Annotated in this window: 14 protein-coding genes and 4 pseudogenes; 6 read left to right on the top strand and 12 right to left on the bottom strand. The window is 54.0% G+C overall.

What is annotated here, in order from left to right; translation table 11 throughout:
- Positions 1-169 precede the first annotated feature (169 nt).
- Both JZM30_RS00995 and JZM30_RS00990 read left to right on the top strand, forming a co-directional pair.
- On the top strand, positions 170-1,036 hold the full coding sequence (locus JZM30_RS00995) for an SUMF1/EgtB/PvdO family nonheme iron enzyme (protein ID WP_252317257.1): 867 nt from the start codon (positions 170-172) through the stop codon (positions 1,034-1,036).
- On the top strand, positions 1,026-1,637 hold the full coding sequence (locus JZM30_RS00990) for an SEN1982 family lipoprotein (protein WP_252317256.1): 612 nt from the start codon (positions 1,026-1,028) through the stop codon (positions 1,635-1,637). Before JZM30_RS00995 ends, JZM30_RS00990 begins: the two co-directional genes overlap by 11 nt.
- On the opposite strand, the gene recD is transcribed toward JZM30_RS00990, so the two are convergent.
- From recD to rppH, 12 genes and pseudogenes are all read right to left on the bottom strand, one after another.
- Positions 1,600-3,468 carry an exodeoxyribonuclease V subunit alpha gene (recD, locus tag JZM30_RS00985; protein ID WP_252317255.1) on the bottom strand — a complete coding sequence of 623 codons (1,869 nt, stop codon included), beginning with the start codon at positions 3,466-3,468 and terminating at the stop codon, positions 1,600-1,602. The genes JZM30_RS00990 and recD overlap by 38 nt on opposite strands.
- On the bottom strand, positions 3,465-7,070 hold the full coding sequence (recB, locus tag JZM30_RS00980) for an exodeoxyribonuclease V subunit beta (RefSeq protein ID WP_252317254.1): 3,606 nt from the start codon (positions 7,068-7,070) through the stop codon (positions 3,465-3,467). The genes recD and recB overlap by 4 nt, the downstream gene beginning before the upstream one ends.
- Positions 7,067-10,074: pseudogene (gene ptrA / locus JZM30_RS00975) on the bottom strand (pitrilysin). Before ptrA ends, recB begins: the two are co-directional and overlap by 4 nt.
- A 62-nt stretch (positions 10,075-10,136) precedes the next feature.
- The gene (gene recC / locus JZM30_RS00970; protein WP_252317253.1) at positions 10,137-13,523 is read right to left on the bottom strand and encodes an exodeoxyribonuclease V subunit gamma; all 3,387 of its coding nucleotides are present in this window, start codon (positions 13,521-13,523) and stop codon (positions 10,137-10,139) included.
- Between the two features lie 39 nt (positions 13,524-13,562).
- Entirely contained in the window at positions 13,563-13,982 is a 420-nt protein-coding gene (locus JZM30_RS00965; protein ID WP_252317252.1) for a prepilin-type N-terminal cleavage/methylation domain-containing protein, read from the bottom strand.
- Positions 13,972-14,424 carry a YgdB family protein gene (locus JZM30_RS00960; protein WP_252317251.1) on the bottom strand — a complete coding sequence of 151 codons (453 nt, stop codon included), beginning with the start codon at positions 14,422-14,424 and terminating at the stop codon, positions 13,972-13,974. Before JZM30_RS00960 ends, JZM30_RS00965 begins: the two co-directional genes overlap by 11 nt.
- A gap of 56 nt (positions 14,425-14,480) precedes the next feature.
- Complete coding sequence (locus JZM30_RS00955) at positions 14,481-15,026, bottom strand: prepilin peptidase-dependent protein (protein ID WP_252317250.1); 546 nt, start codon at positions 15,024-15,026, stop codon at positions 14,481-14,483.
- Positions 14,984-15,478, bottom strand: a complete 495-nt coding sequence (locus tag JZM30_RS00950; RefSeq protein ID WP_252317249.1) for a prepilin peptidase-dependent protein — start codon at positions 15,476-15,478, stop codon at positions 14,984-14,986. Before JZM30_RS00950 ends, JZM30_RS00955 begins: the two co-directional genes overlap by 43 nt.
- Before the next feature lie 153 nt (positions 15,479-15,631).
- A pseudogene (gene thyA, locus JZM30_RS00945) lies at positions 15,632-16,426 on the bottom strand (thymidylate synthase); the annotation flags it as partial.
- 89 nt (positions 16,427-16,515) lie between these two features.
- Entirely contained in the window at positions 16,516-17,373 is an 858-nt protein-coding gene (lgt, locus tag JZM30_RS00940; RefSeq protein WP_252317248.1) for a prolipoprotein diacylglyceryl transferase, read from the bottom strand.
- Between the two features lie 217 nt (positions 17,374-17,590).
- Positions 17,591-19,398 (bottom strand): annotated as a pseudogene (ptsP, locus tag JZM30_RS00935) (phosphoenolpyruvate--protein phosphotransferase).
- Between the two features lie 12 nt (positions 19,399-19,410).
- A complete protein-coding gene (gene rppH, locus JZM30_RS00930) occupies positions 19,411-19,938 on the bottom strand; it encodes an RNA pyrophosphohydrolase (RefSeq protein ID WP_252317247.1) in 528 nt (175 codons plus the stop codon).
- Between the two features lie 665 nt (positions 19,939-20,603).
- Here rppH and mutH point away from each other — a divergent pair.
- From mutH to JZM30_RS00910, 4 genes and pseudogenes are all read left to right on the top strand, one after another.
- A complete protein-coding gene (mutH, locus tag JZM30_RS00925; RefSeq protein WP_252317246.1) occupies positions 20,604-21,284 on the top strand; it encodes a DNA mismatch repair endonuclease MutH in 681 nt (226 codons plus the stop codon).
- Between the two features lie 128 nt (positions 21,285-21,412).
- Complete coding sequence (locus JZM30_RS00920; protein WP_252317956.1) at positions 21,413-22,096, top strand: TerC family protein; 684 nt, start codon at positions 21,413-21,415, stop codon at positions 22,094-22,096.
- Positions 22,097-22,380: 284 nt separating this feature from the next.
- Positions 22,381-22,503 carry a YgdI/YgdR family lipoprotein gene (locus JZM30_RS24530; protein WP_438801452.1) on the top strand — a complete coding sequence of 41 codons (123 nt, stop codon included), beginning with the start codon at positions 22,381-22,383 and terminating at the stop codon, positions 22,501-22,503.
- A gap of 163 nt (positions 22,504-22,666) precedes the next feature.
- Positions 22,667-23,697 (top strand): annotated as a pseudogene (locus tag JZM30_RS00910) (NADP(H)-dependent aldo-keto reductase).
- The last annotated feature ends 25 nt before the right edge of the window (positions 23,698-23,722 follow it).

Here is a 23,722-nt window from a genome sequence, read left to right as displayed (position 1 = left end):
CTCGTATCACGCCGGTATGCAACTGTATACCGGCGTTGCCATTATCTCCCCCCAGAGCAATCGTGCAGAGACTTATCGCGCCTCAGCGCGTAGAATGCTCGCGTAATGCACGTCACTGCCCGGCCACCACAATGGCCATACAGGACAGTAACACCGGTACAGGAATACCATGAGCAAAGCACTCTTTATGCTGCTCGGCATGGGGCTGATGTTTCAGGCCGCTTGCGCCAGGCTGCTGCACATTGACGAAATTACTGTCAAAACAGGCCACTATTACGTTGGTCCGGTTTTTGGTCAGCACGCCTACGCCGAGCACGCCAACATCTCGCTTGCCGCTTATAACATCATGACTACCGCAGTCACCTATCGCTTCTATCACGATCTGCTGGCATGGGCGACAGAGCAAGGCTACATGATTGATGGTGGATGCAACGGCGCACACGTCGAAGATTGTCTCGCGCCCGAACAAGACGGTGGCAAGCATCCTGTCACCAATGTCTCCTGGTGGGATGTTATTATTTTTGCCAATGCCTTGAGTATTCGCCAGGGATTAACGCCCTACTATTTAGCCAGCGATGGGCAACCACTTAAACAGCAGCGTGAGCCAGACGCAGAACAGACCATTAGCACCGATCCTCATGCCTCAGGCTACCGTTTGCCATCACGCAATGAATGGGTGGTGGCGGCCAGAGGCGGCGCTCCCGGTTTGGCGAACGGAACCTATGGCTTCTATTATGCTGGCAGTAATACGCCAGAGACCGTTGCCCATTTCGCCTCTCAGGAGGCTACCACGTTCGGTACTCGCCCCGTCGCATCAAAACGTCCTAATGCTCTCGGGCTGTATGACATGAGCGGTAATGTGTCTCAGTGGCTTAACGATACCGTTGTGGTTGAAGGCGGTAAAACGCTCTACCTGTTCTGTGGCGGGAGCTATATGACACAAGGAAACCTGCGCAGCGGGTGTGATGCACATACGCCGGGTTTTATGATGTCAGATATCGGTTTTCGCCTGGTAAGGACACTGCATGAACCATAAATACGCGCTGCTCCTTTTATTGTCCTGGGTAGCACTGTTCCCAAGCAGCCTCTGGGCCCAGCCGACAAACAGTGACTATCAGCGGGCATTACGTGACTATTTTTCCGCAGAGCCTGCGCATTGCCTCGGCGTAAAGCAATGGCCAGTAGTATATAGCCACGCCCAGGATGCGCCCTGGATCACCGGGCGCATGCAGGCACTCGTAGATGCGGGATTGGCACGGGAGACTCGCCAGGGAGAGAACATTGTCTATCAGTTAACGCCGGAGGCCGAACCAATGTGGCGCACCGCAGGCGATCTCTGCTTTGGCCGCATGGAACTTAACAGCATCATCACGGTTGAGCCCGTCGCACAGGGGATAAATGCGGTCTATTTCACCTACCGCTTAACCCAGCTAGCACCTTGGGCCAACAATGCTTCGCTGCGCTTTGCCTTTAGCGAAGCGGACAACCTGATCGCCGGCAGTACCAAAACGCGTTATTCCGCCACGTTTCGCATAACCAAGCAGGGCAAGCTGATGCTTCATAGCCCGCCAATTCCTGGTAGAGCTGGATTTTTAACGATCAGCCACCGGCGAGGATACGTATTTCCAGCCCGCTGAAGCGACGCGTTGGCGTTCTCACCGCGCGGCACAAGATGCTTATCTCCGCGTAGAGTGACAGTTGCGTACGCGCGCGCGTAACCGCGGTGTACACCAAATCGCGCGTCAACACCGGCAGAAAGGCGTTCGGCAACACCAGTGCGGTATGATCGAACTCCGATCCTTGAGATTTATGCACCGTCATGGCGTAGGCGGTTTCATGCGGCGGCAAGCGACTCGGGCTGACCGGTTTCATCTGCCCATCGGGCAGTTGGAAGTAAACGCGCAGTTCGCCCGCCTCATTTGGCATGGTGATCCCGATGTCGCCGTTAAACACGCCAAGCAACGCATCATTACGTGCAATCATTACCGGTCGGCCGGAGTACCAAGGATTCGTCGGATTACGGCTTCGATGAATCAACCCAGCTTGTTGCAGCACCTGCTCAATACGCCCATTCAAACCGGCGACGCCAAACGGGCCGTCACGCAGCGCGCCGTCACGCAGCGCGCACAATAAACGAAAACGGTTAAATGCCGCCAGCACCTGTGAAGCATCCTGCCCCTGTGCTACCGCCTGCAAATAGTCGCTATACCCCGCCACACACTGCGCCAACATCTGCTGGTAATCCTCTTCCAGCGCCAACGGCAGGCAGTGCAGATCGTCATGTTCATCCTGCAACACCTGTCGAACCTGACGTTCCTCACCACTGTTTACTGCTCGCGCCACGATGCCAATGCCAGAGTGCTGATCGAATCGGTAGCTCTTTTGCAGCAGGCACAAACTGTCTGCCACCGCAGGACTCACGTCGGATGACGCTACCAACCGGTAGCCCGTCAGTTGTTCGAGTTCCTCAACCCGCTGAGCGCTATAGCCTCGAGCGGCAAAGCGACAAATATCGCCCAATACCGCCCCGGCCTCAACGGAGGCCAGTTGATCGCGATCGCCCAGGAAAATCACCTGTGCCGTAGCTGGCAGTGCCAATACCAGATTTGCCATCATCGGCAGATCCACCATCGAGGCTTCATCCACCACCAGCACATCGAGATGGAGCGGATTGCCCTGGTGATAACGCAAGCGTTGACTGTCAGGCACTGCGCCCAACAGGCGGTGCAGCGTGGTTGCTTCCCGCGGCAAATGACGCTGTTGCGCCTCTTCCAGCGGCAGTTTGCTTAACGCACTGCGCAGCGATTCCGTCAAACGCGCGGCTGCTTTTCCCGTCGGGGCTGCCAGTTGAATGCGCAACGGTTTGTCCCCTTCATGCAGCAACAGCATGGCGGCTAGCAGTTTGGCTACCGTCGTGGTTTTTCCCGTACCCGGCCCGCCGGAAATCACCGAGACACGACGCGTCAGCGCTACGGCGGCAGCCACTTTTTGCCAATCTACCTCGGCATCAAGCGGTGAAAACAAGCGGTCTAACACGCGACGTACGGCAAGGGGATCGGTGTGAATATCGACGACATGATTTCCGGCAAAAAAGGCCGCTACCCGCACTTCACTCAGCCAATTGCGTTGCAAATAAAGCCGTTGGTACTGCAATACCAGCGGCGTTGTCTCACGGCCATCGCCCACGGCTGGTGAAGCCAGCAGGCCTTGCTGCCACGCCGCGCTGTCCGGTAGCCCTGCGAGATCCCACAACGCGTGCGCCAGTGCAGGATCGCGACCATCAAACAGGAAATCAGGGTGCAATTCCGTCAACGGTAAACAGACGTTGCCCGCACCCGACGCCGCGCTCACCAACGCCGTAGCCAGTTGCACCGGTGCGGGCTGTCCATCGGCCAGCATACGCGCGAACTGTACATCCAGCGGGCGCAGCAGTTGGCGCTCCATCGCCGTCGCCAGCAACCCCATCATAGACGTTCTCCTGACAGTGCCACTTCACCGCTGAACAAACGATCGAGGTGCTCTACAAAGGCTCTCGGCAGACGCTGGGTGAAAATACCATTCGAGGGGAAAACCGAATCGACACCGCGCAAAAACAGGTAGATAGCGCCACCAATGTGGCGATCGTAATCATAATCCGGCACCCGATGGCGCAGATAGCGATGCAGAGCCAGCGTATAAAGCTGATACTGCAAATCATAGCGATGCGCCATCATTGCCGCTTGCATGGCTGGCTGCGTGTAAGAACTGGCGCTTTCTCCCAGCCAGTTCGACTTATAATCCAGCAGGTAATAGCGTCCCTGCCAGCAAAAAACCAGATCGATAAAGCCTTTTAACATCCCCTGCACCTGCTGAAAGGAGAGTGGCGGGCAATTAGCTGACAGCGGATCGTAACGTTTTGCCAGAGCATCCAGCGCGGTTGCCTGTAGCGGGACATCTATTGGCAGATAAAAAGTCAGCTCGGCAATTCGCTGCTGTGTGGGTACGCTTGCCAACGTCAATGGGGCGTCAGAAGCGGTCATATCCGCATTCAGCGGCGCATGCAGTAGAGCCGAAAACCACACCTGCAAAGTAGGTGCCCACCCACTTGCCATGCCATGCGCTATCAACTGCTCTTCCAGCCATTCAACGCTGACGTGGTGGGTAAAATCCAATGTCTCAAACAGACTATGCAAAAAGGTTCCCGGCCCTGCACCTTTGTGGAAGGTATGCGGGGTGAGCGCTCGCTCACTCTCTTCAGGGACAAGGTTGCACGGGTCCAACGCAGCATCAACGTCCAGGCGGGGAAACAGCTCTTGCGCCATTGTCCCACTCAGTTGTAGAGGATGTTGTTGAGCGCCATGCTGTTGTAAACCAGAATAGCTGGTCACTCGCCAATTATTAGTAAGCGGGCGCTTACATTCACTGGCGCGCAGTATTGCTGGCTTGTCCACGTTATCTTGCCAGGGAATGCCATCCCATTCACGCACAGCGTTTATCGCCACGCCATCGCCCTCCAAGGCATGCAGTGCAACAACCAGGGTATCCGCATCCGCCTCCTTGCCGCGTTGCAGCAAATAGCCGAGCGCATTGAGGTGCATGTCAGTCGTTTCACTTTTGCGTCGGGTGCGCTGTAGCGGTGCCACCCCCACGCTACAGTGGTAAATCGACCGCGTAAGCGCCACGTACAACAGCCGTAAATCTTCCGCCAGTCGCTCTTCCTCAGCCAACTGCTGGCTTTCTTCCCCACTATTGACGTCGAGCAGTGCCTGAAAGGTACGCCTGTCATGATAAATGCCATCAGTCTGAGGGCGAAAGTGACAAATAAACGGCAACAAAACCAGCGGATATTCCAGCCCTTTGGATTTATGGATGGTGACAATTTGCACCAGATGGCGATCGCTCTCTAACCGCAGTTGCTGGTTGTCAGCCTGTGGATTGGGCTGCAAAATCTGCTGCGACAACCAGCGCACCAGCGCATGCTCGCTTTCGAGCGTGGCCCCGGCGTGTTGCAGCAGCTCGCCCAGGTGCAAGAAATCGGTTAACCGGCGTTCACCCTCACGGCTAGCTAGTAGATTTTCCGCCAAACTATAATGCGACATGAGCGAGCGCAGCATCGGGAGTACGCCCCGTCGTAACCAAAGATCACGAAACGCGGCAAAGGTATCGACCTGCGCATCCCACTCTGCCTCACTCTGGTTTAGCGCATCAATCTGCTGCGCGCTGAATCCCAGTAATGCGGTCGCCAGTGCGCTGCGCAACGTGCGTTCCTGTTCTGGGGCCAGCACGGCTTGTAACAACCACAGCACCTCACGTGCCTCTGGGGTGTTAAATACGCTGTCACGGTTGGAGAGATAGACGGAAGGAATGGCAAGACGGCGCAGCGCATCACGCACCAATGCGGCTTCATGGCGGCTGCGTACCAAAACACAAATATCCGATGCCTGCACAGGAGAACGCTCGCGACCATTATCCAGCCAGGCAGTACGGCGTTGACCTGCTTGCAACCAGTCGCGAATTTGCATGGCGCACTGCTGTGCCATCAGTTGCCGATACTCCCCCGTCCCCAATACCACAGAACCCGACAGAGAAAATTGCAGTGTGGGCTGCGACACACCGTCCAGCTCAAAACGCAGCCCCTGTTTATTCGGTGCAGGCTTAACCGGCAGAAAAGGGATCGCCGAAAAAATAAATGGATTATCGACGCATTGAAACAGGCGGTTCACACCGCTGACCATCTCATGGGAAGAACGCCAGTTGGTTTCCAACGTGTAGTGTGCCTTAACATCGGCACGCGCCCGCATATAAGTGAAAATATCCGCACCGCGAAACGCGTAGATAGCTTGCTTCGGATCGCCGATCAGCAACATGCCGCTGTTGGGCTGTTCACCATAGATGGCGCGGAAAATACGATACTGCTGCGGGTCGGTATCCTGGAACTCATCGATCATCGCCACCGGATGGCGCCGACGTATCGCGGCTGCCAGTTGCTCACCCAGCGGCTGGCGCAGCGCCTCATCCAGACGGCTTAGCAGGTCGTCAAATCCCAAGGCTGCGCGGCGCAATTTTTCGCTACGCACCGTTGCGCGAATATCATGCAACGCCCGATCGATAACAATATCGCGTAGCGACAACGGCGTGGAAAGCAGCGTTTCAATCGCCGAAAACACCGGAAGCACAGGGGGCGCACCCTTTTTGGTTTTCTCGTTCAACGTAGATTGTGTGAACCGCTCCAGCGCTTTTGGCAAGGCATAGTCGGTGGTTTGCGCTTCGGCCCAAAAGCTAACGCTTTCTACCCAGCCCGGTAGATAACGGTTACTGTAGCTGCGCTTGTCTACATCCGATTCGAGAATGCACTTCTCCACCTGCGCTGCCACCTGCCGCCACTGCTGCTTGATATCATCAATGCGCGCCAGAATCTGCTGATGACGCTGTAACAACGTCTCATCTGGTGCGGGTGGGTTATGCAGTTGTGGTGCTTCGCCCTGTAAATAGGGGGCAAGTTCGCGCTGTAACGCATCCGGCCCACTCCAGAGTTGACAAATAACGCTGACTACATCGAACGGCAAGGGATAACAGTAACGCCGCCAGAAATCGGCACAGGCCTGCCGGGTAAGAAGCTGTTCATCTTCGATCAGCTCTTGATCAAACAGCGAACCGGACTCAAAGGCATGGCTTCCGAGCATACGCTGACAAAAGCCATGGATAGTGTAGATGGCGGCTTCATCCATTTGTCGCTCAGCATCGAGCAACAGTTGTGCTGCCGACGGCTTATCAGGCAGTAGCGCCAGCAACGCCGAAAAAAGCGCATCGTCACTTTTGCCACACAGGCAAGCCAGACGCAATGCATGAATGTTGGCGCGAATACGATCGCGCAGTTCCTCTGTGGCCGCCTCCGTAAAGGTCACTACCAGGATCTCTTCCACCAACAGAGGTTTAGGATACGCCGCCGCGCCGCCCAGCCCCAATAACAGGCGCAGATAGAGCCCCGCCAGCGTATAGGTTTTACCCGTACCGGCAGACGCTTCTATCAACCGCTCCCCAAACAGGGGGAGCGTGAGCACATCAAGCGTATGCGGCGTATCCTGACTCATGGAGCAACCTTCTCAACCACGTTTTTTTTCTCAACCGCCGAGACTTTTTCGGCAGACAACACACCGCTACGCGGTTTATCAATCACCCGTTGTTTGACTGGCAATGTCTGTTGCAGCGTTGAAGCATTGGGATAAAGCGTCCAACCTTTCGGCGCAGCGTAATCAGCCTTACCGTGGTGGCTGCCCGAGATTTGCGACAACACAGCCAGCCCCTGTGGTGCCAGAGCCTGTTCGAAGAAGCGTGCAAGTTGGTCAACCGTCAGCGGTTTAAGCGCCTCAATCAGTTTTTCACGAGTGTTGAAGGCAAAGTTTTCACGATCGAGATCGTTACGCAACCGGCCAACCTCTTCGTTCATCGTTTGTGGACGCTGACTCAGTTCAGTAATCAACGCCTGCTTGTACTGTTCAAACTCATCGGCTTTGATGGCACGCAGGCGCGGCTTGGCTTTCTGGAAGAAATCCAGATAACGCTGATACAGGTAAGCAGGCTGCTGGCTGTTGCTTTGCAGCAAGAATCCTATACCGAACTGGCGGCCAACAATGGTCGGGAAGGAGAACACCGCATAGCCGAGCTGCTCTTCCGTTCTCAGTTGGTTATAGAACCAGGGCTGAATGATCTGATTGAGCAGCGAACTGTACGCCATGCCCTGCACTTCACCGTAACCGGTGGGGATATACACCGCAGCTAACGCAGAATCGGTGCTGCTCCCCGCACGTTGCAGGTTGGCAAGCTGGGTACGCGCGACTTCCACACTCGGGGAACGCCACCAGATTTGCCCTGAACAGGTCAGACGCGCTTTGATATCCTGCGCCAGTTTCGTCACCTGACCTTCGGTGAGGTTACCGACTGCCAGCATTTCCGGTGCGGCATCACGCAACAACGCATCACGGAAGGCCATGACATCGTCCAGCGAAATATCTTTAAGCAGAGCGCGCCGCTCTTCTCGCTCGGTATAAGGCAGAGAAGAGATCGCCTGAATAGGCTCCAGCGCCTGCTCATACGCTTTGGCATTTTCAGCGGCGTCCAACTGCTGGATATACCAGGATTTGGCCTGCTCCAACTGTGCAGGCGTCGCCGTATAGCTTGCGTACCCTTCGACCAGCGCCAACATGAGCTTAGGCAAATGCTGCGTATAGCCATTGGCGTTGATGGTTAGCCCATCATTCCCACGGGTAGAGAAGCTGATCCCCCCTATCGAAGCTTGATAGCTCAACTCATCCAGCGCTAAGCCCGCCAGATAGTCATTAAGCTGGAACATCACCTGATGGCGCGCCGTATCCTGCGCCAACGGGTTACGCAACAACACCGTGACGTTTGCTTTCGGTTCATCGGCAAAATAGCGACTCGGCATATAGAGCACACGAAGCCCCGGCTGCTGTAACACCATTTTCGGGTAGTTCTGCACTTCGCCGCGCTTGATCAGCGAGAAATCCGTGGGGATATACGGATTTGGCGTCGGCAACGAGAGCGCCATTTTTTCGCCCAACGTTTGCCAGAAGGTAAACTGCGCCGGGGCTATTTTGTCCACCTGATACGGCGCATTAACAAAATAAGCCTCCTTGTTGTGAGGCGCATCAGGGCTTATCAGCCAGATGCGCGCACGCTCCGGCGTCATGCTGGCCAAACGTTGCTTAATCGCATCGGGATTAAAGCGATCGGCCAGATAGGCGGCATCCAGCGTATGTTCCACTGGCACGCGCATCATAGTATCCACCAACCATTCGATATAGCCCATGTCGCGCTTAACGGACTGATAGCGGAAATCGAGCGCCATCACGCGGGAAATTTCATCAAAATAGCGCTGCTGGATGCCTTCCTGCTGCACTGCAACAATTGCAGATAATGGAAAATGGCAGTCACCACCACGTCATACTGCTCAAGGCCTTTATCGGTCAGAGTGACAGAGATAGTGAACAGGCCACCGTTACGATCGAGAATAGGGTCAGCGCCTGCGCCCAAAGACTCTATCAACCCTTGCTTTTGCAACCAGTCCGACAACGTATTTTGGCTGCGATTGCCAATCAAATAGCTGATATAGGTATTGGTTTGGCTGCGGAATGCCTGACTGGTAGGATCGGTCTGTTCCATGACATAGCCGCTAAACTCGATACGCAATTGCTTGCGCGACTGCGCCGGCACGTAATGAATAATGATACCGCGCTGATCGTCCGTCACTGACGGCGCAGTGATAACAGGTATCTTAGCCTGACGGTTGGCGATGCGCCCGAAGGTCTCTACCGCCATTTTCGCCAATTCAGGCAAGGGTTGATTGCTGTAAATCACGCCTTTCATCAAGTTCGCCGAGTAGTAACGCTGATAGAACGCCAACAGTTCGTCATGTAACTTGCTGCCAGGCTTGTCCTTAAGCGTTTCCAGATTCCCACCAGAAAAACGTGATGCCGGATGCGCCGGATTTAAGGTTTCTGCACCCACCTGTACCATGTGGTGCCCATCGCGCGATCGCGCGATGGTTAATTCAGCATTGACAGCATTGCGTTCGCGATCGGCATTTATCGGATCGAGCAACGGCTCAGCAATGGCATCCGCCAGGCGATCGAGCGCGGGCTGTAATGCCACATTTTCGACCTCCAGGTAATAGGCAGTACGGTACGGCGCAGTGCTCGCATTGTGGCTACCACCGTGTTTTTTAAGGAATTCAGCTAACGCATCCGCCTGCGGATAGCGTTTGGAACCCATCAGAACCATGTGTTCCAGATAGTGGGCCAATCCCAATTGGCTGTTGGGATCGTCGAGTGAACCGATAGGCAGCGCCAGCGATGCTAACGAACGAGTTGCCTGAGGATCGGACACCAGCAATACCGTCATGCCGTTATCCAACGTGATCGCCTGATAATTACGCGGATCGTTTTCTCCCTTGCGAATAACCTGTTCCAAAGGACGCCACCCTGCGGTTCTCGCCCACGCTGCGGACACACCACTCAGCAGCAACATCATCATCATGCCGATACAACAGGCAAACTGTTTACGCCATTCTCTCTTCATTACCGTCCTTTCTCTCACGTCAATCTCGTCGTTCTTGATTCACTGCCATTACATCCGTTCGCTTATGCCTGATTGGCGCGCAGGATCGGCAACAGCCAGGTTTTTGCCGCTGTAACAATCGCCTCAATGCGGGCTTCATCCAGTTCTGGCACGATACGCTGCAAATAGAAATCATCGCCTTCACCGGGCGACATCATGTTGCCAGCCCAGCTTTGTTGTAGCTTGTTCAACGCCTTCTGAACCACATCAGGTGCATCGTTCAGCGTGCCGCTTGATGCATCGTAGCACGCTTGTAGCCAGGCCTCGCCGCTCTGATGCAGTAATAATAGTGGAGCGTTCATGCCTTGTTGATATCCTTCAATCATATGCGCCATCTGGCGTTGTGCCTCCTCCACAGAAACCGCCGCAAAGCGCCAGACCGTCTCTTCACGGCCATACATGCGGCTCTCTCCCGTACCGCCTGCCAGGCAGTACGCCAGATGATCCAACCACAGGGCCACGCCATCTTTCATCCCTAATCGCGCCGGTCGCCAGCGCAACAGCCCATCGCGCTGTACCTGCATCACCCAGCCACTAAGGCGCACACCGTCTAGGGTCATGTCCAATTCCAGGCTGGTCATTCCCGCCGCATCACGCTCCGCGCTGACGCTGTCAGCCAGCGCTTGCATCTCCTGGCGCTGTTTTTGCCAATACAACTCACCGAAAGCACCATAGGGAAGCTCGCCCGCCGCGCGGGCGCGCTGAAGCAGTTCATCGGCATCCCCCTGCGTAATCAGAGTATTCAGTAATTGCGCATTCAACTGATAGCGACTGAGGTTATCTAAAGCGAACGGCTCCTCATCAAGCAGTTCATCGTTCTGCACGACAAAGTTCACGCCCAAACGCGCCTGGAAAAAGGTTTTGACAGGATGACGATAAAAACGTTTCAACGCATCCAGCGTAATCTCGGGATAAATGACAGGCTCCAGTGGCGTATCAAACAGCGGCTGCGGCAATCCGGTGCGCCCGGCGGCAGCCAGCCATTCGCTGGCGAAGCTGCACGGCTGAGCGTGTTCAAGGAAGTTATCCTTGTCAAACGGCATACGGGTATGTTCGCGACACAGATGCGCACAAACGCGTGCCGCGCTGGTATCCAGATCCTGCGCGTCATCCCCGGGCAAATGGTAGCTTTGCGCCAAATACTCCATCAGTTCGCTCACCAGCACAGAGGGATAACGCTGCGTATTGTCCTGAATGGCACGACCGACGTAACTGATATAGAGCCGCTGTTGCGCCGAGATCAGCGCTTCCAGAAACAAATAGCGGTCATCATCACGACGGTTGCGGTCACCGCGCTGTCCCTTCTGCGCCATCAGGTCAAACCCCAACCGAGGCAGCGTGCGCGGATAAACACCGTCGTTCATCCCCAGCAGGCAGACCACTTTGAAGGGAATCGAACGCATGGGCATCAGCGTACAGAAGTTAATGGCACCGGCGAGAAAGCGCTGGCTCAGTTTTTCCCGATCCAGACGCTGGGCCAAGTCGTCATGCAGCAGCGCCACCTGGATCGTTTCCTCAAACGCATTGGCGACTGCCGCTCCCAGCATCGCCTGCCACTGCTGCTCAATCAGAGACAGCGCAGCATCGCTGTCGCTATCCGCAATAAAGAGATCATCCAACAATTGCCGACATAACGGTAACCATTCTGCTGGCGTGCACGCTACCCGTAAACGCTGACGCCATTGAGTGAGTTGCGCCAACAACTCCGCCAGTTGCCCCACCAGTTGGGCAATCAACCCACTCGATTCATCGTAGGGTAACACGCCCTGCCAGGCCCCCGCGCAGCTGTTCATCGCATAGCCCAACAGCATGCGTGTCAGGCCAAAGCGCCAGGTGTGCTGGCCGGTAACCGGCAAATAAAGATCGCGCACGTTGTCATCATCAAGCCCCCAGCGCACGCCAGATTCCATCACCCACAGCCGCAAACGGCGAAGCCCTTCTTCATCGATACCAAAACGGGCAGAAAGCGCCGGGACTTCAAGCAGTGAAAGCACCTGCTCGGCGGTAAAACGACTGTGTGGCAATTCCAGCAGGCTGAGAAACACCGGCAGAACCGAATGAGCGTGGCGGGCTCGCTGGTCAGAGATAGCAAAAGGCAAATAGCGCGCTGTCGGCGCATTACCAAACACCGCCTGAATGAAAGGCGTATAACTATCAATGTCCGCCATCATAACAATAACATCATGCGGCGTGAGTGTTTCATCCTCCGCCATCATCGCCAGCAGTTGGTCGTGCAATACTTCAACCTCACGCTGCGGACTGTGGCAGGCGTGAAAGGTGAGAGAAGCATCCTGCGGCGTAAGCAGGCGCTTGCGCTCACTGCTGGCCTGCGCTTGTGCGCTATCGGCAGTCACTCTGCCGTCTTCAAGCTCCAGAATATCGCGCTGCACTTGTTGCAATAGCGTTGTACCATCAAGTTCGACAAAGGCTTCAGTATCATCGACCTCTTCGATCTGCGCCAACTGATAGAGATGGTCACGCCCCAGTTTTCCCCAGCTTGCCAGCAGCGGATTGACAATGCGCTGTTCCCCCTCATCGTTGAATAACCCATCGATATTGGCGGGATCGCGAAACAGCGGACGGTATTGCTCCTCCGCGCTGTTGCTGTGCAAGCGACGCTGACGACTTTTCAGCTTCGCCAAGAAATGGCGATCCTGAATATCACTCCAGTAATCCCGGCATGGGTTAGTAAACAGCAGATGCACATCAATATGCTTTGCCAATGCACGCAGCGCGTGCAAATATACCGGCGGTAGCGCTGAAATACCGCAGATAAAAACGCGCGGCGGTAACCCTTGTGGACAATTAGTGGCCTGCTCCAACGTCTCGATAAAGCTCTGATAAAGACGAGCGTGGTGCCACTCTTTCTGTTCAAGTTGCGCGCTGTATTGCAAAAGCGCACGCCACAGTTCGGCTTGCCACACCTGCGCATCCCCCAATCCGTCCACCAGCGCACCGGCTTGCCACTGTTTGATCCACTCAGGCCGATAAATCAGGTATTGATCGAACAGATCCGCAACCCGCCCTGCCAGTTGATGCCGCTTGCGTTTATCGGCGTCGTCTTGCAAGTAGTGACTCAACGGCAAGAATGATGGGTTATCCTGCTGCTGAGGCAGAATATGCATTAACTTCCAGGTCATCGCTTCCTTGCTGAAGGTGTTTTCCGCCGGGATATCCGGCAACACGCGCCGACACATGTCCCACAGAAAAACGCCGGGCAAAGGAAAATGCAGATTGGCAGCAATACCAAAGTGAGTAGCAAGTTCAATCTGTAACCATTGCGCCATACCAGGGCTTTGAACCAGGATCGTTTCAGGCTGAAAAGGGTCCTGTAACGGTTGGCGCGCTATCAGCGTCACCATCAGCGTTTTCAAAATATCTAACTGATTTGAGTGATAAACCCTGAACATGATGATTCCCGTTTCGGTGCCCGCAAATCCCGCTTACCGTCAATTGCCCTCAGGCACGGTTCGCCGATTCGTATCAGTAAAACAAAACCAACGGTACAAGCATGCCTGATAATGCTGTGGCGTTGCCACCGTCGAGGAGACGCACAAACACGCTGCCGTCTGGAACTGCTCCGTCAAATGTAACTGCCATCCTGGAGGAAGGTTGTGTTCAAGCAACGCCGATGCCTCCCCTCCCCGACCGGCAGCATAAATGGCAAGCTGCTGATATGCCAGATGCCATGCTTGCCGTTGCTGCCATTGATGTACAAAGGCTTGCTGCAACCGCTGATGATATTGCAGTAATCCTAACACCGATATGGCAAAAAACAGCGCGGCGATGGCGGTTTCCGCCAACCCACCTCCTTGTTGACGTTGTCGTTGTCGACATCCTCCAGAATGGATTCTCAGACTATCCGCCACAAATGGCCTCCTGCCTTTCGGGGCAAAAATCCAACCAGCCCCCCGCGATGGGCTTCAACGGGCTGGTATCACCATCAGGCTCAATGGGTACCACGCGCTGATAGAGCACCATCACCGATGAAGAGCGGGAAAGATGCCCCTCACCGCGCAGCAACATATAGTATTCACCAGGAACCTGTCGTAAACAGACTCGCAGCCCTTCTGTTACAGAGTTGAGGCATTGTTCACCGCTACGACTGCCCATAAGCCATACCTGCCCAATGCCCCATTGTAGCGATGATTCGGCCAACACCAACGTTTGCCAATAGCGGCGCTCATCATGGGTAACATAGAGAGCGCTGTCCAACTGCCGTTGCATCACCGTCATTAACAGCAGCCCCACGGCTGACAGCAACATCACCATCAAGAGTGCACTGTTGCCCTGCTGGCAACAACGTTTCATGCATTACGCCCTGCAATCCAGAGCACCGTATGACGTGCAATATCAGGGCGACGAAACTAGTGTCCCGCCAGGTGTACTTCATAGAGCGTCAGTCCGGTCACATTACGCCATACGATCACTTCAAATCGCGTTACCGTCACTTCCTGCGGATCAAGCCGCCGCTCCCATCCACTGCCCCTACAATCAGCGATGCCGACTTGCGTTTCCCACGCCCCCGCGCGCAACCGGTATCCAAACGTTTCCCGGTTCTGCGGCGCACCGCCGCGTCGGTTAAAATCATAGGCGACGATAGCGCAACTGTTCGCCGCTTCACCGGGGAATTGCCCCAAGGTTACAACATTGCCGTGACAGCGACTGGCGCCAAAACCCGCGCGGCGCAGATCTTTTTCCAAAGCAAACAGTGCCTGATGAATACGCTGCTCTAACCAGAAATGGCGTAGCGTATTCTGACTATGCCTACGCAGCGTAGGGTAAATCTTCATGGAGACGATAACCATCACACTGCCAACCAACATTGCCAGCAGCACCTTCATCAGGCTAAACCCACCGATTCTGCGGCTTAGCAACACGGAATGCCCAATACTGGCTGTGTATCGCTGCATAACCGTATCCTCCCCCAGATCGATATCACGATACGTAGACGACCGGCACCATTCTCTAACACCAGGTGTCCTGCCTGCACCGTATTGCGCAGACCACAAAAGGTAACCGTCGGACGTGCCATTGCGGCAATGCGTACATCGCGTGCAGAGGGCAATAAACGCCTGCCGATGCCCCCATAACAGCTCAACGACGCCCCTGTTCCTTCTCGTAAACACCACACCTCACCGGCATGTATTACACTCACGGTGCGCGTGTCGTTATACCAATAGGCATTGGCCTGCACGCGTTGCAGAAATAACATCACCAACTGCGTTTTATGCTCGAGGCGCACAGCCTGCTGATAGGTGGTCCAGCCCTGTATTCCTCCTGCGGATAACAAAGCGATAAGCGTCAGTGCAATCAGTAATTCCGGCAGGCTAAAACCCGCATCAACAAAGGTGCTTTTATCCATGACGGCAGTGTAGCCAGAATCGGGCAGTTACCTGGCAAAAAAAAGTGGGAATGCCTGCTTGCTCGCAACAAAACGGACCTGGCAGCGTGGCGTTACAACGCAGATACAATGCGGGTTGAAGAAAGATAGGAGAAAACAACCTGTAAAAAAGGCCGCCGAAGCAGCCTTGATAGCAGGATGCGGATCGTAGCCTTCTATTTCGAAATCGTCGAACTGATAGTCAAACAGCGAGGCAGGACGGCGTTTAATGATCAATTTCGGCAGCGCTTTTGGCTCACGGCTCAGTTGCAAATGCGTCTGCTCCATATGGTTGTTGTACAGATGGGTGTCACCACCGGTCCAGACAAAGTCGCCGACTTCAAGGTCGCACTGCTGCGCCATCATATGCACCAGCAGTGCATAACTGGCAATATTGAACGGCAGACCGAGGAACACATCACACGAGCGCTGGTAAAGCTGGCAGGAAAGTTTGCCATCCGCCACGTAGAACTGGAAAAACTCATGGCACGGCGCCAACGCCATTTGATCTAACTCACCCACGTTCCAGGCAGAAACAATGATACGGCGTGAATTTGGATCCTGCTTTAACTGCAACTGCTGCAGCACGGTTTGCAGTTGGTCAATCTGGCGACCATCCGCCGCGCCCCATGCGCGCCACTGCTTACCGTATACCGGCCCAAGATCGCCATTATCATCGGCCCATTCATCCCAAATGCTAACTTTATTGTCGTGCAGATAGCCAATGTTGGTGTCACCGTTGAGGAACCACAACAGCTCGTGAATGATTGAGCGCAGATGGCAGCGCTTGGTGGTCACCAGCGGAAAACCGTCTTGCAGATTGAAACGCATCTGGTGGCCGAAAATCGATAAGGTTCCGGTGCCGGTTCTGTCTCCCTTCGGCGTTCCCTCATCAAGCACTTTCTGCATCAATTCCAGATACTGTTTCATTTCACCCTCACTACGCGATTAAAAAATTCACCGTGCAGCCTCCCGCTGATGTCAGCAAGGACGCCGCTCACGGCAAGTTATTGCTGTTTTTACGCCTTACGACGATAGGCCCAGACCATCATCAGGATACCGGCAAACACCATCTGCAGCGACAGAATCTGCCCCATGCTGATGAAATTACCGAACAGTCCAAGCTGAGCGTCCGGCTGACGGAAAAATTCAGTGACAATGCGGAACACACCGTAGCCAATCAAAAACAAGCCGGAAACGCTGCCCATTGGGCGCGGTTTACGAATAAACAGATTTAACAGAATAAACAGCGCAATACCTTCCAGCGCCATCTGATAAAGCTGGGAGGGATGGCGCGGCAACATGCCGTATTGATTGAAAATCGCCTGCCATTGCGGATTGGTTACCGCCAGCATAAAATCTTCGCTGCGCGCTCCGGGGAACAGCATCGCCCACGGCGTATCGGTAGTGACGCGGCCCCATAGTTCGCCGTTGATAAAGTTACCCAAGCGCCCAGCACCCAGCCCGAAAGGAATCAGCGGAGCGATAAAATCGGCAACCTGAAAGAAGTGGCGCTTGGTACGACGGGCAAACCACAGCATGACGCAAATCACACCAACTAGACCACCGTGGAACGACATACCGCCATCCCACACTTTGAACAGGTAAAGCGGGTTACTGATGAACGAGGGGAAAGCATAGAACAGGACATACCCCAGACGACCGCCCACGAACACCCCGATGAACCCGAGGTAGAGCAGGTTTTCCACTTCTTCTTTCGTCCAGCCGCTGCCCGGTTTATTCGCCAGGCGCACAGCCAGCCACATGGTAAACACAAAGCCCACCAGGTACATCAGCCCATACCAATAGAGCGAAACTGGTCCAAGGGAGAAAATCACCGGATCAAATTGAGGAAACGCCAAGTAACTCGTTGTCATCGATCACCACATGCTTGTTTGTTTTATCTCACGACGTTGTTTATCCCACGGTACGGGAAGTCGTAAAAGGGGAAACCTTGTTTGCCAGCGCCCTCTCAGCATTAACGCCTTAGCGCACTGGCGTCGGTTGCGCATGATAGCACAGAGCAGCCGCTACGCAGCGTGCAAGCTCAGGAAAAGTTATGTAAACAGGATGTGTTACCATTGACACACTTTGTCAGCGCCCACCGCGGGCTAGCGCCCCCAAACCGCGTTCTTCGAGGAAAAGTGCAATCCATTGGCGCACTTCGCTGGCGCTACGCGCCGCCAAAAGACGTTGGGTCAGCGCTTGCACCTCAGTCATCACCAATTGACGCAGTAGGTATTTTACCCGCGCGACGCTACGACCGTTCATACTGAATGTGCGATAGCCCAACCCGGTCAATACCAGCGATCCCATGGCCTCACCGGCCATTTCGCCACAGACAGAGACTTCAAGATCAAGACCTTGGCATTCGCGAGCGATACCTGCCAGCGCCTGCAACATGGACGGATGCAGGCTGTCATAGAGTGATGCCACATGCGGGTTATTGCGATCTACGGCCAGCAAATATTGGGTCAGATCGTTAGTGCCTACCGAAACAAAATCGATACGAGAGGCCAGGTGCGGCAGCAAAAACAGCATAGATGGGACTTCGATCATCACGCCGATACGCGGTTCCGGCAAAGCATGCCCCACCAGTTCCCGTACCTCAGCGGCAGCCTGTGCGATAAGCCGGCACGCTTCGTCCACCTCGTCCAAGCTGCTGATCATTGGCAATAAAATGCGCAGGTTGCCGGTTTCAGCATTGGCGCGCAACATCGCCCGCACCTGGATCAAGAAGATCTCCGGTTGATCGAGTGTGACGCGAATACCACGCCACCCCAAACAGGGGTTCTCTTCACTGATCGGCAAATAGGGAAGCTGTTTGTCTGCACCGATATCCAACGTGCGCAACACCACCGGGCGTGAGGGGTAAAGCTGCAACATGCCCTGGTACTGCGCCATCTGTTCATCTTCAGACGGAAAGCCGTTCTGTAGCATAAAAGGCACTTCGGTGCGGTACAGCCCGACGCCGTCAACCAGATTGATAAAACGCTGCTCATGTTCAGCACTGAGCCCGGCGTTGAGCATCACCTGCATGCGCTCACCACTTTTCAGCACCGAAGGCCGCTGCATATCGTCTTCGGCCAGACGCGTCAGCGCATTATCTTCACTCAACAGGCGCTGATATTCTTGTAACAGCATCGGTTCGGGATCCACCAGCAGTTCGCCCCGATAGCCATCGAGTATCAGGGTACGCTGGTGCAATAACTCCGGCTGAATATCCGCACCCATCAGGGTGGGGATCCCCATCGCCCGCACCATAATTGCAGCATGAGAGTTGGCGGCCCCATCGTGCACGACCACACCGGCCAGTCGGGCTTGCGGCACATCCGCCAGAAGCGTTGCCGTCAACTCATCGGCCACTAGAATAAAATGTGGCGGCCAGCGATCGCTACTCGTCACACTGTCGTCAAGGTGGAACAATAGACGCTGACCAAACGCGCGGAAATCCCCAGCGCGTTCACGCAAATAGGCATCCTGAAGCACGGCAAACTGCGCGGTGTTCGCGCTGTTGTACCACCAGCACGCCGAGCAGTTGTCGACGATGAATGATGGGCACACCAAGGAAAGAACGAAAGTGCTGTTCTTTAACGGAAGGGATAAATTTAAAACTGGGGTGGGCTTGCGCATCGGCCAAGTTGATGGGTTCAGCACGCTGGCCTACCAAACCGACAATCCCTTGACCAAAGGCCAACGTGATAAGACGACCACGCGGCTTTTTCAAACCGCGTGTCGCCATCAGGTAGTAACATTGGCGATCATGATCGGCCAGATAGATAGATAGAACAGACTTCCGTATCCATCGCCTGGCAGGTCTCATTGACCAACAGATCCAGAGCATCATTTAAGCGCGATGCCGCCGCCACTTTCTCAACGATTTCTCGCAAACGCGTGAGCATGATGAGCGCGACTTATCCTCTTTTGCGCCGAGGCACCGAAGGCGCCCTCGCCGCGGCGTTCTCTTGCAGTTGTATAACCGGGCTGATAAATTCTTTCATCACCCGACGGTAAACGTCGCGTTTAAACGACACCACCTGACGCACAGGATACCAGTAACTCACCCAGCGCCAGCCATCGAACTCCGGCGTGCCACTGCTTTGCATATTAATATCAGATTCGTTGCATATTAACTGTAGCAGAAACCACTTCTGCTTTTGACCGATACAAACCGGTTTTGTATCCCAACGCACCAAACGTTTTGGTAATTTGTAACGTAACCAGCTACGGTTTGAAGCCAGAATACGGACATCCTTTTTCCTGAGTCCCACCTCTTCAAACAGTTCGCGATACATGGCCTGTTCAGGGCTTTCCCCCGGGTTGATGCCCCCTTGCGGGAACTGCCAGGAGTGCTGACCATAACGGCGCGCCCAGAGCACTTCACCAAGCCGATTGCAGATTACAATACCAACGTTAGGGCGGTAGCCATCATCATCGATCACCGGACTACCTCGAAAACTTTCAATGCAAAGATGACCTGATTGTTTCACACTCCCGTCACCCGGTAAACTCTTGCTTAACAGCATTGATTCTACGAATAACCTGCGGCTAACCCACAGAAAGGGGAAGAGTTATAAACAGCATGCGTCAGGCATAGCGCTTTTATTCACTATTTTTGTGGATATCACTGTGCAGAACCAAATGAAAGCATGCGGAAAACATTTTCTCTGTCGTTAAAACCGCAGCGCAAAACCTCAAAATTCTTCCTTTATTTTCAAAAAAATACCGATTTAACCCACGACATATTCACTGCAAATAAACCACTGTCCGGCAGAGTGGTGAAAGATTGCTCCACGACGGTTTTATCCACAGACGCAGCGCAAGAATCGCAAAAACTCGTGACGTCAAGGCTGTAAATCAAACCAGTAGTGATGACTTATCCCGGTTATCCCAAAAATCTGTGGATAACCTGGTGTAAGATCCTGTTTATTGTCGGTGTCTATCCCTGAACAACGATAAAACCGACGTGATACATTGGCGGGATAAACAAAATATGCTATGAATCATGCTATTATTGTTTTCCTTTCGGCACGGCAGCGCCCTGTTGAAAAACCTGATGGATGCTGTATTTTTTCAGTCAGCCTGACGTTCTGTTTCATAGGTGAATATGCCCAACCCGATTGCAACACCACCCGCCGATGAACATGCGCTACTTGAGCTCGCACAAGCGCTTGCCGGCTATACGCTGGCAGAACTTGCTGTACAAGCCAATCTGCCGCTGCCAGCCAACCTTAAACGCGACAAAGGGTGGATCGGTGTATTGCTTGAGCGCTTTCTCGGTGCCAGTGCTGGCAGCAAACCAGAACAGGATTTTCCGGAAATTGGCGTGGAGCTAAAAACTATTCCGATTGATGACCGGGGCAGGCCGCTTGAAACCACCTTCGTGTCGGTGGCTCCGCTGACCGGCAACAGCGGTGTGACATGGGAAAGCAGCCATGTGCGGCATAAGTTGGCTCGAGTGCTGTGGATCCCGGTAGAAGGGTCGCGTGACATTCCGCTTGGCGAACGGCACATCGGCACGCCGCTTATCTGGAGCCCCTCTCCCGAGGAGGAAGATCTGCTGCGTAGGGATTGGGAAGAGCTGATGGACCTGATTGTGCTCGGCAAAGTGGAGAGCATCACCGCGCGTCACGGCGAGGTATTACAATTACGCCCCAAAGGAGTCAACAACAAGGCGATGACACAAGCGATCGGCGAGTTTGGTCAGCCCATCATGACGCTACCTCGCGGTTTCTATTTAAAGAAAACCTTTACCGGCCCAATGCTAGCCCGTCACTTCCATCTTTAAACGGTACAGATAATGCGTATCGTTTTTTCTTGCCAGAAAGCCGAAAGCGAAGCGTATAATCTACGTTTAAATTTCGTTTATGTGTGATTGATATAGCATTTGATTGGATTGTTGATCCGAATGCATGACTGGCGCTCGGCACGCTGACCATTTTGGAGATCGTACTAGGTATCGACAACATCATCTTACTTTCTCTGGTTGTCGCCAAGTTACCCAAAGCTCAGCAAAACAAAGCGCGCCGTATTGGCCTTCTGGGGGCCATGTTGATGCGCCTTGGCCTGCTCGCCTCTATCGCCTGGGTGATTCGCCTGACCAACCCGCTGTTTACGCTGATGGATAATGAAATATCAGTGCGCGATCTGATCCTGTTTTTCGGCGGCTTGTTCCTGATCTGGAAATCCAGTCGCGAAGTTCATGAGACTATCGAAGGCGGTTCAGAGGCACATGCCAGCCAGGTGCATTCCTTTTTCGGAGCGATTGTGCATATCATGTTGTTGGACATCATCTTCAGCCTTGACTCCGTCATTACCGCCGTCGGCCTTTCCGACCATCTGTTTATCATGATGGCCGCCGTGGTGATTGCCGTAGGGGTGATGACGTTTTCAGCCCGCGCCATCGGTGAGTTTGTCGATCGCCACCCATCGGTGAAAATTCTGGCACTCTCTTTCCTGATTCTGGTCTGGTTTACGCTGATTCTGGAAAGCGTCGATGTCCACGTTCCCAAAGGTTATATCTATTTCGCTATGTTCTTCTCAATGTCGGTTGAAGCGCTGAATCTGATGCGCAGTAAAAAAGCGACAAACGCAGAGTAGCCCCGCAGCGGGTAGCATTGGCTGCCCGCTCTCCCCTTTACGGGTGAATCACTGATTATTTCCATTATTCCTACATTCTTCTTTTTCACGCTTTGCTAGACTCATCTTGTATATTCATGTTTTTTGATAGAGATTAGGTTCTAAAGAGAGCCATTGTCCGTTGTTTTACTATTCGAGTGGATTACCTGATGACGATTCGACACAAAGTCATCGCGTTATGCTTTTTTGCCATGTTTCTAAGTGGGTGTAGCAGCAACTATGTGATTGCCACCAAATAAGGTCAGATGTTGCTGACCAAAAACAAGCCGGCGTTGGATAAAGATACTGGCCTACTCAGTTATCTTGATGAAGATGAGCAGTGGCGACAGATCAATAATGAAGTTGTTTCCCAGATTGTTCAGCGTTAACGGCAGGCCTTGCCTGGCTTTTTTGTTTTTTTTCACACCATGACGCCATTAAAGGTGCTTCCCCCCATAGCATTACTTGGTTATAGTTAGAAACAGGCGCTGGTTTTTCACTTTACGTAAGGGATTAGGACGTCGGGATTTTCAGACATTAAGGAAGCTGGCAATGCTCTATCACCATATTCCCCCATAGTGCTTTAGAATTCAGCGTGCTCAGTCTGGGCACCATGACGTTTGGTGAACAAAACAGTGAAGCGGAGGCGCACGCGCAGCTCGATCGCGCAGTGGCAGCTGGCGTTAACCTGATTGACACCGCAGAAATGTATCCTGTGCCACCGCGACCGGAAACACAGGGGCTAACGGAACGCTATATTGGCTCATAGCTAGCCTCGCGTGGCGGCAGAGAAAAACTGATTTTGGCAAGTAAAGTCGCCGGGCCAAGCCGTGGCGGCGACGTCGGTATCCGTCCGCAACAGGTATTGGATCGTAAAAATATCCGTGCCGCGCTGGACGCTAGCCTCACTCGCCTGAATACCGACTACCTCGACCTTTATCAAGTGCACTGGCCGCAGAGACAAACCAACTGCTTTGGCAAATTGAACTATCAATACACCAATGACAAAGCAGCGGTGACGCTGCTAGAAACGCAGGAAGCCCTTGAAGAGCGGGTGCGCGCCGGAAAAATCCTCTATATCGGAGTATCAAATGAAACCCCCTGGGGCGTAATGCGCTATCTGCAACTGGCCGAAAAACATAATTTGCCGCGTATCGTTTCCATCCAGAACCCGTACAGCCTGCTCAATCGCAGCTTCGAAGTGGGTTTGGCTGAAATCAGCCATCACGAAGGGGTTGAGCTGTTGGCCTATTCGCCCCTCGCCTTTGGTACGTTAACCGGGAAATATCTGAATGGTGCGCAGCCTGCCGGGGCGCGCAATACGCTGTTCAGCCTACAGCGCTCCGCGCACCCAGCAAGCCATTGCCGAGTACGTAGCTCTGGCTCAACGTCACGGGCTGGACCCGGCACAAATGGCGTTGGCGTTTGTTCGTCAGCAACCGTTTGTCGCCAGTACCATACTGGGAGCAACCACGCTTGAACAACTCGATACCAACCTTGCCAGCCTGGAGGTGCAATTGAATGCCGAAGTGCTGGCTGAGTTGGAAGAGATTCATCGCCGTTTCGCCATCCCGGCACCTTAATATCGAGACTATTTCACTGTTAAGG

Source organism: Candidatus Symbiopectobacterium endolongispinus (assembly GCF_018777385.1).
Lineage (GTDB): Bacteria > Pseudomonadota > Gammaproteobacteria > Enterobacterales > Enterobacteriaceae > Symbiopectobacterium > Symbiopectobacterium endolongispinus.
This window is presented reverse-complemented; position numbering and strand designations above follow the sequence as displayed.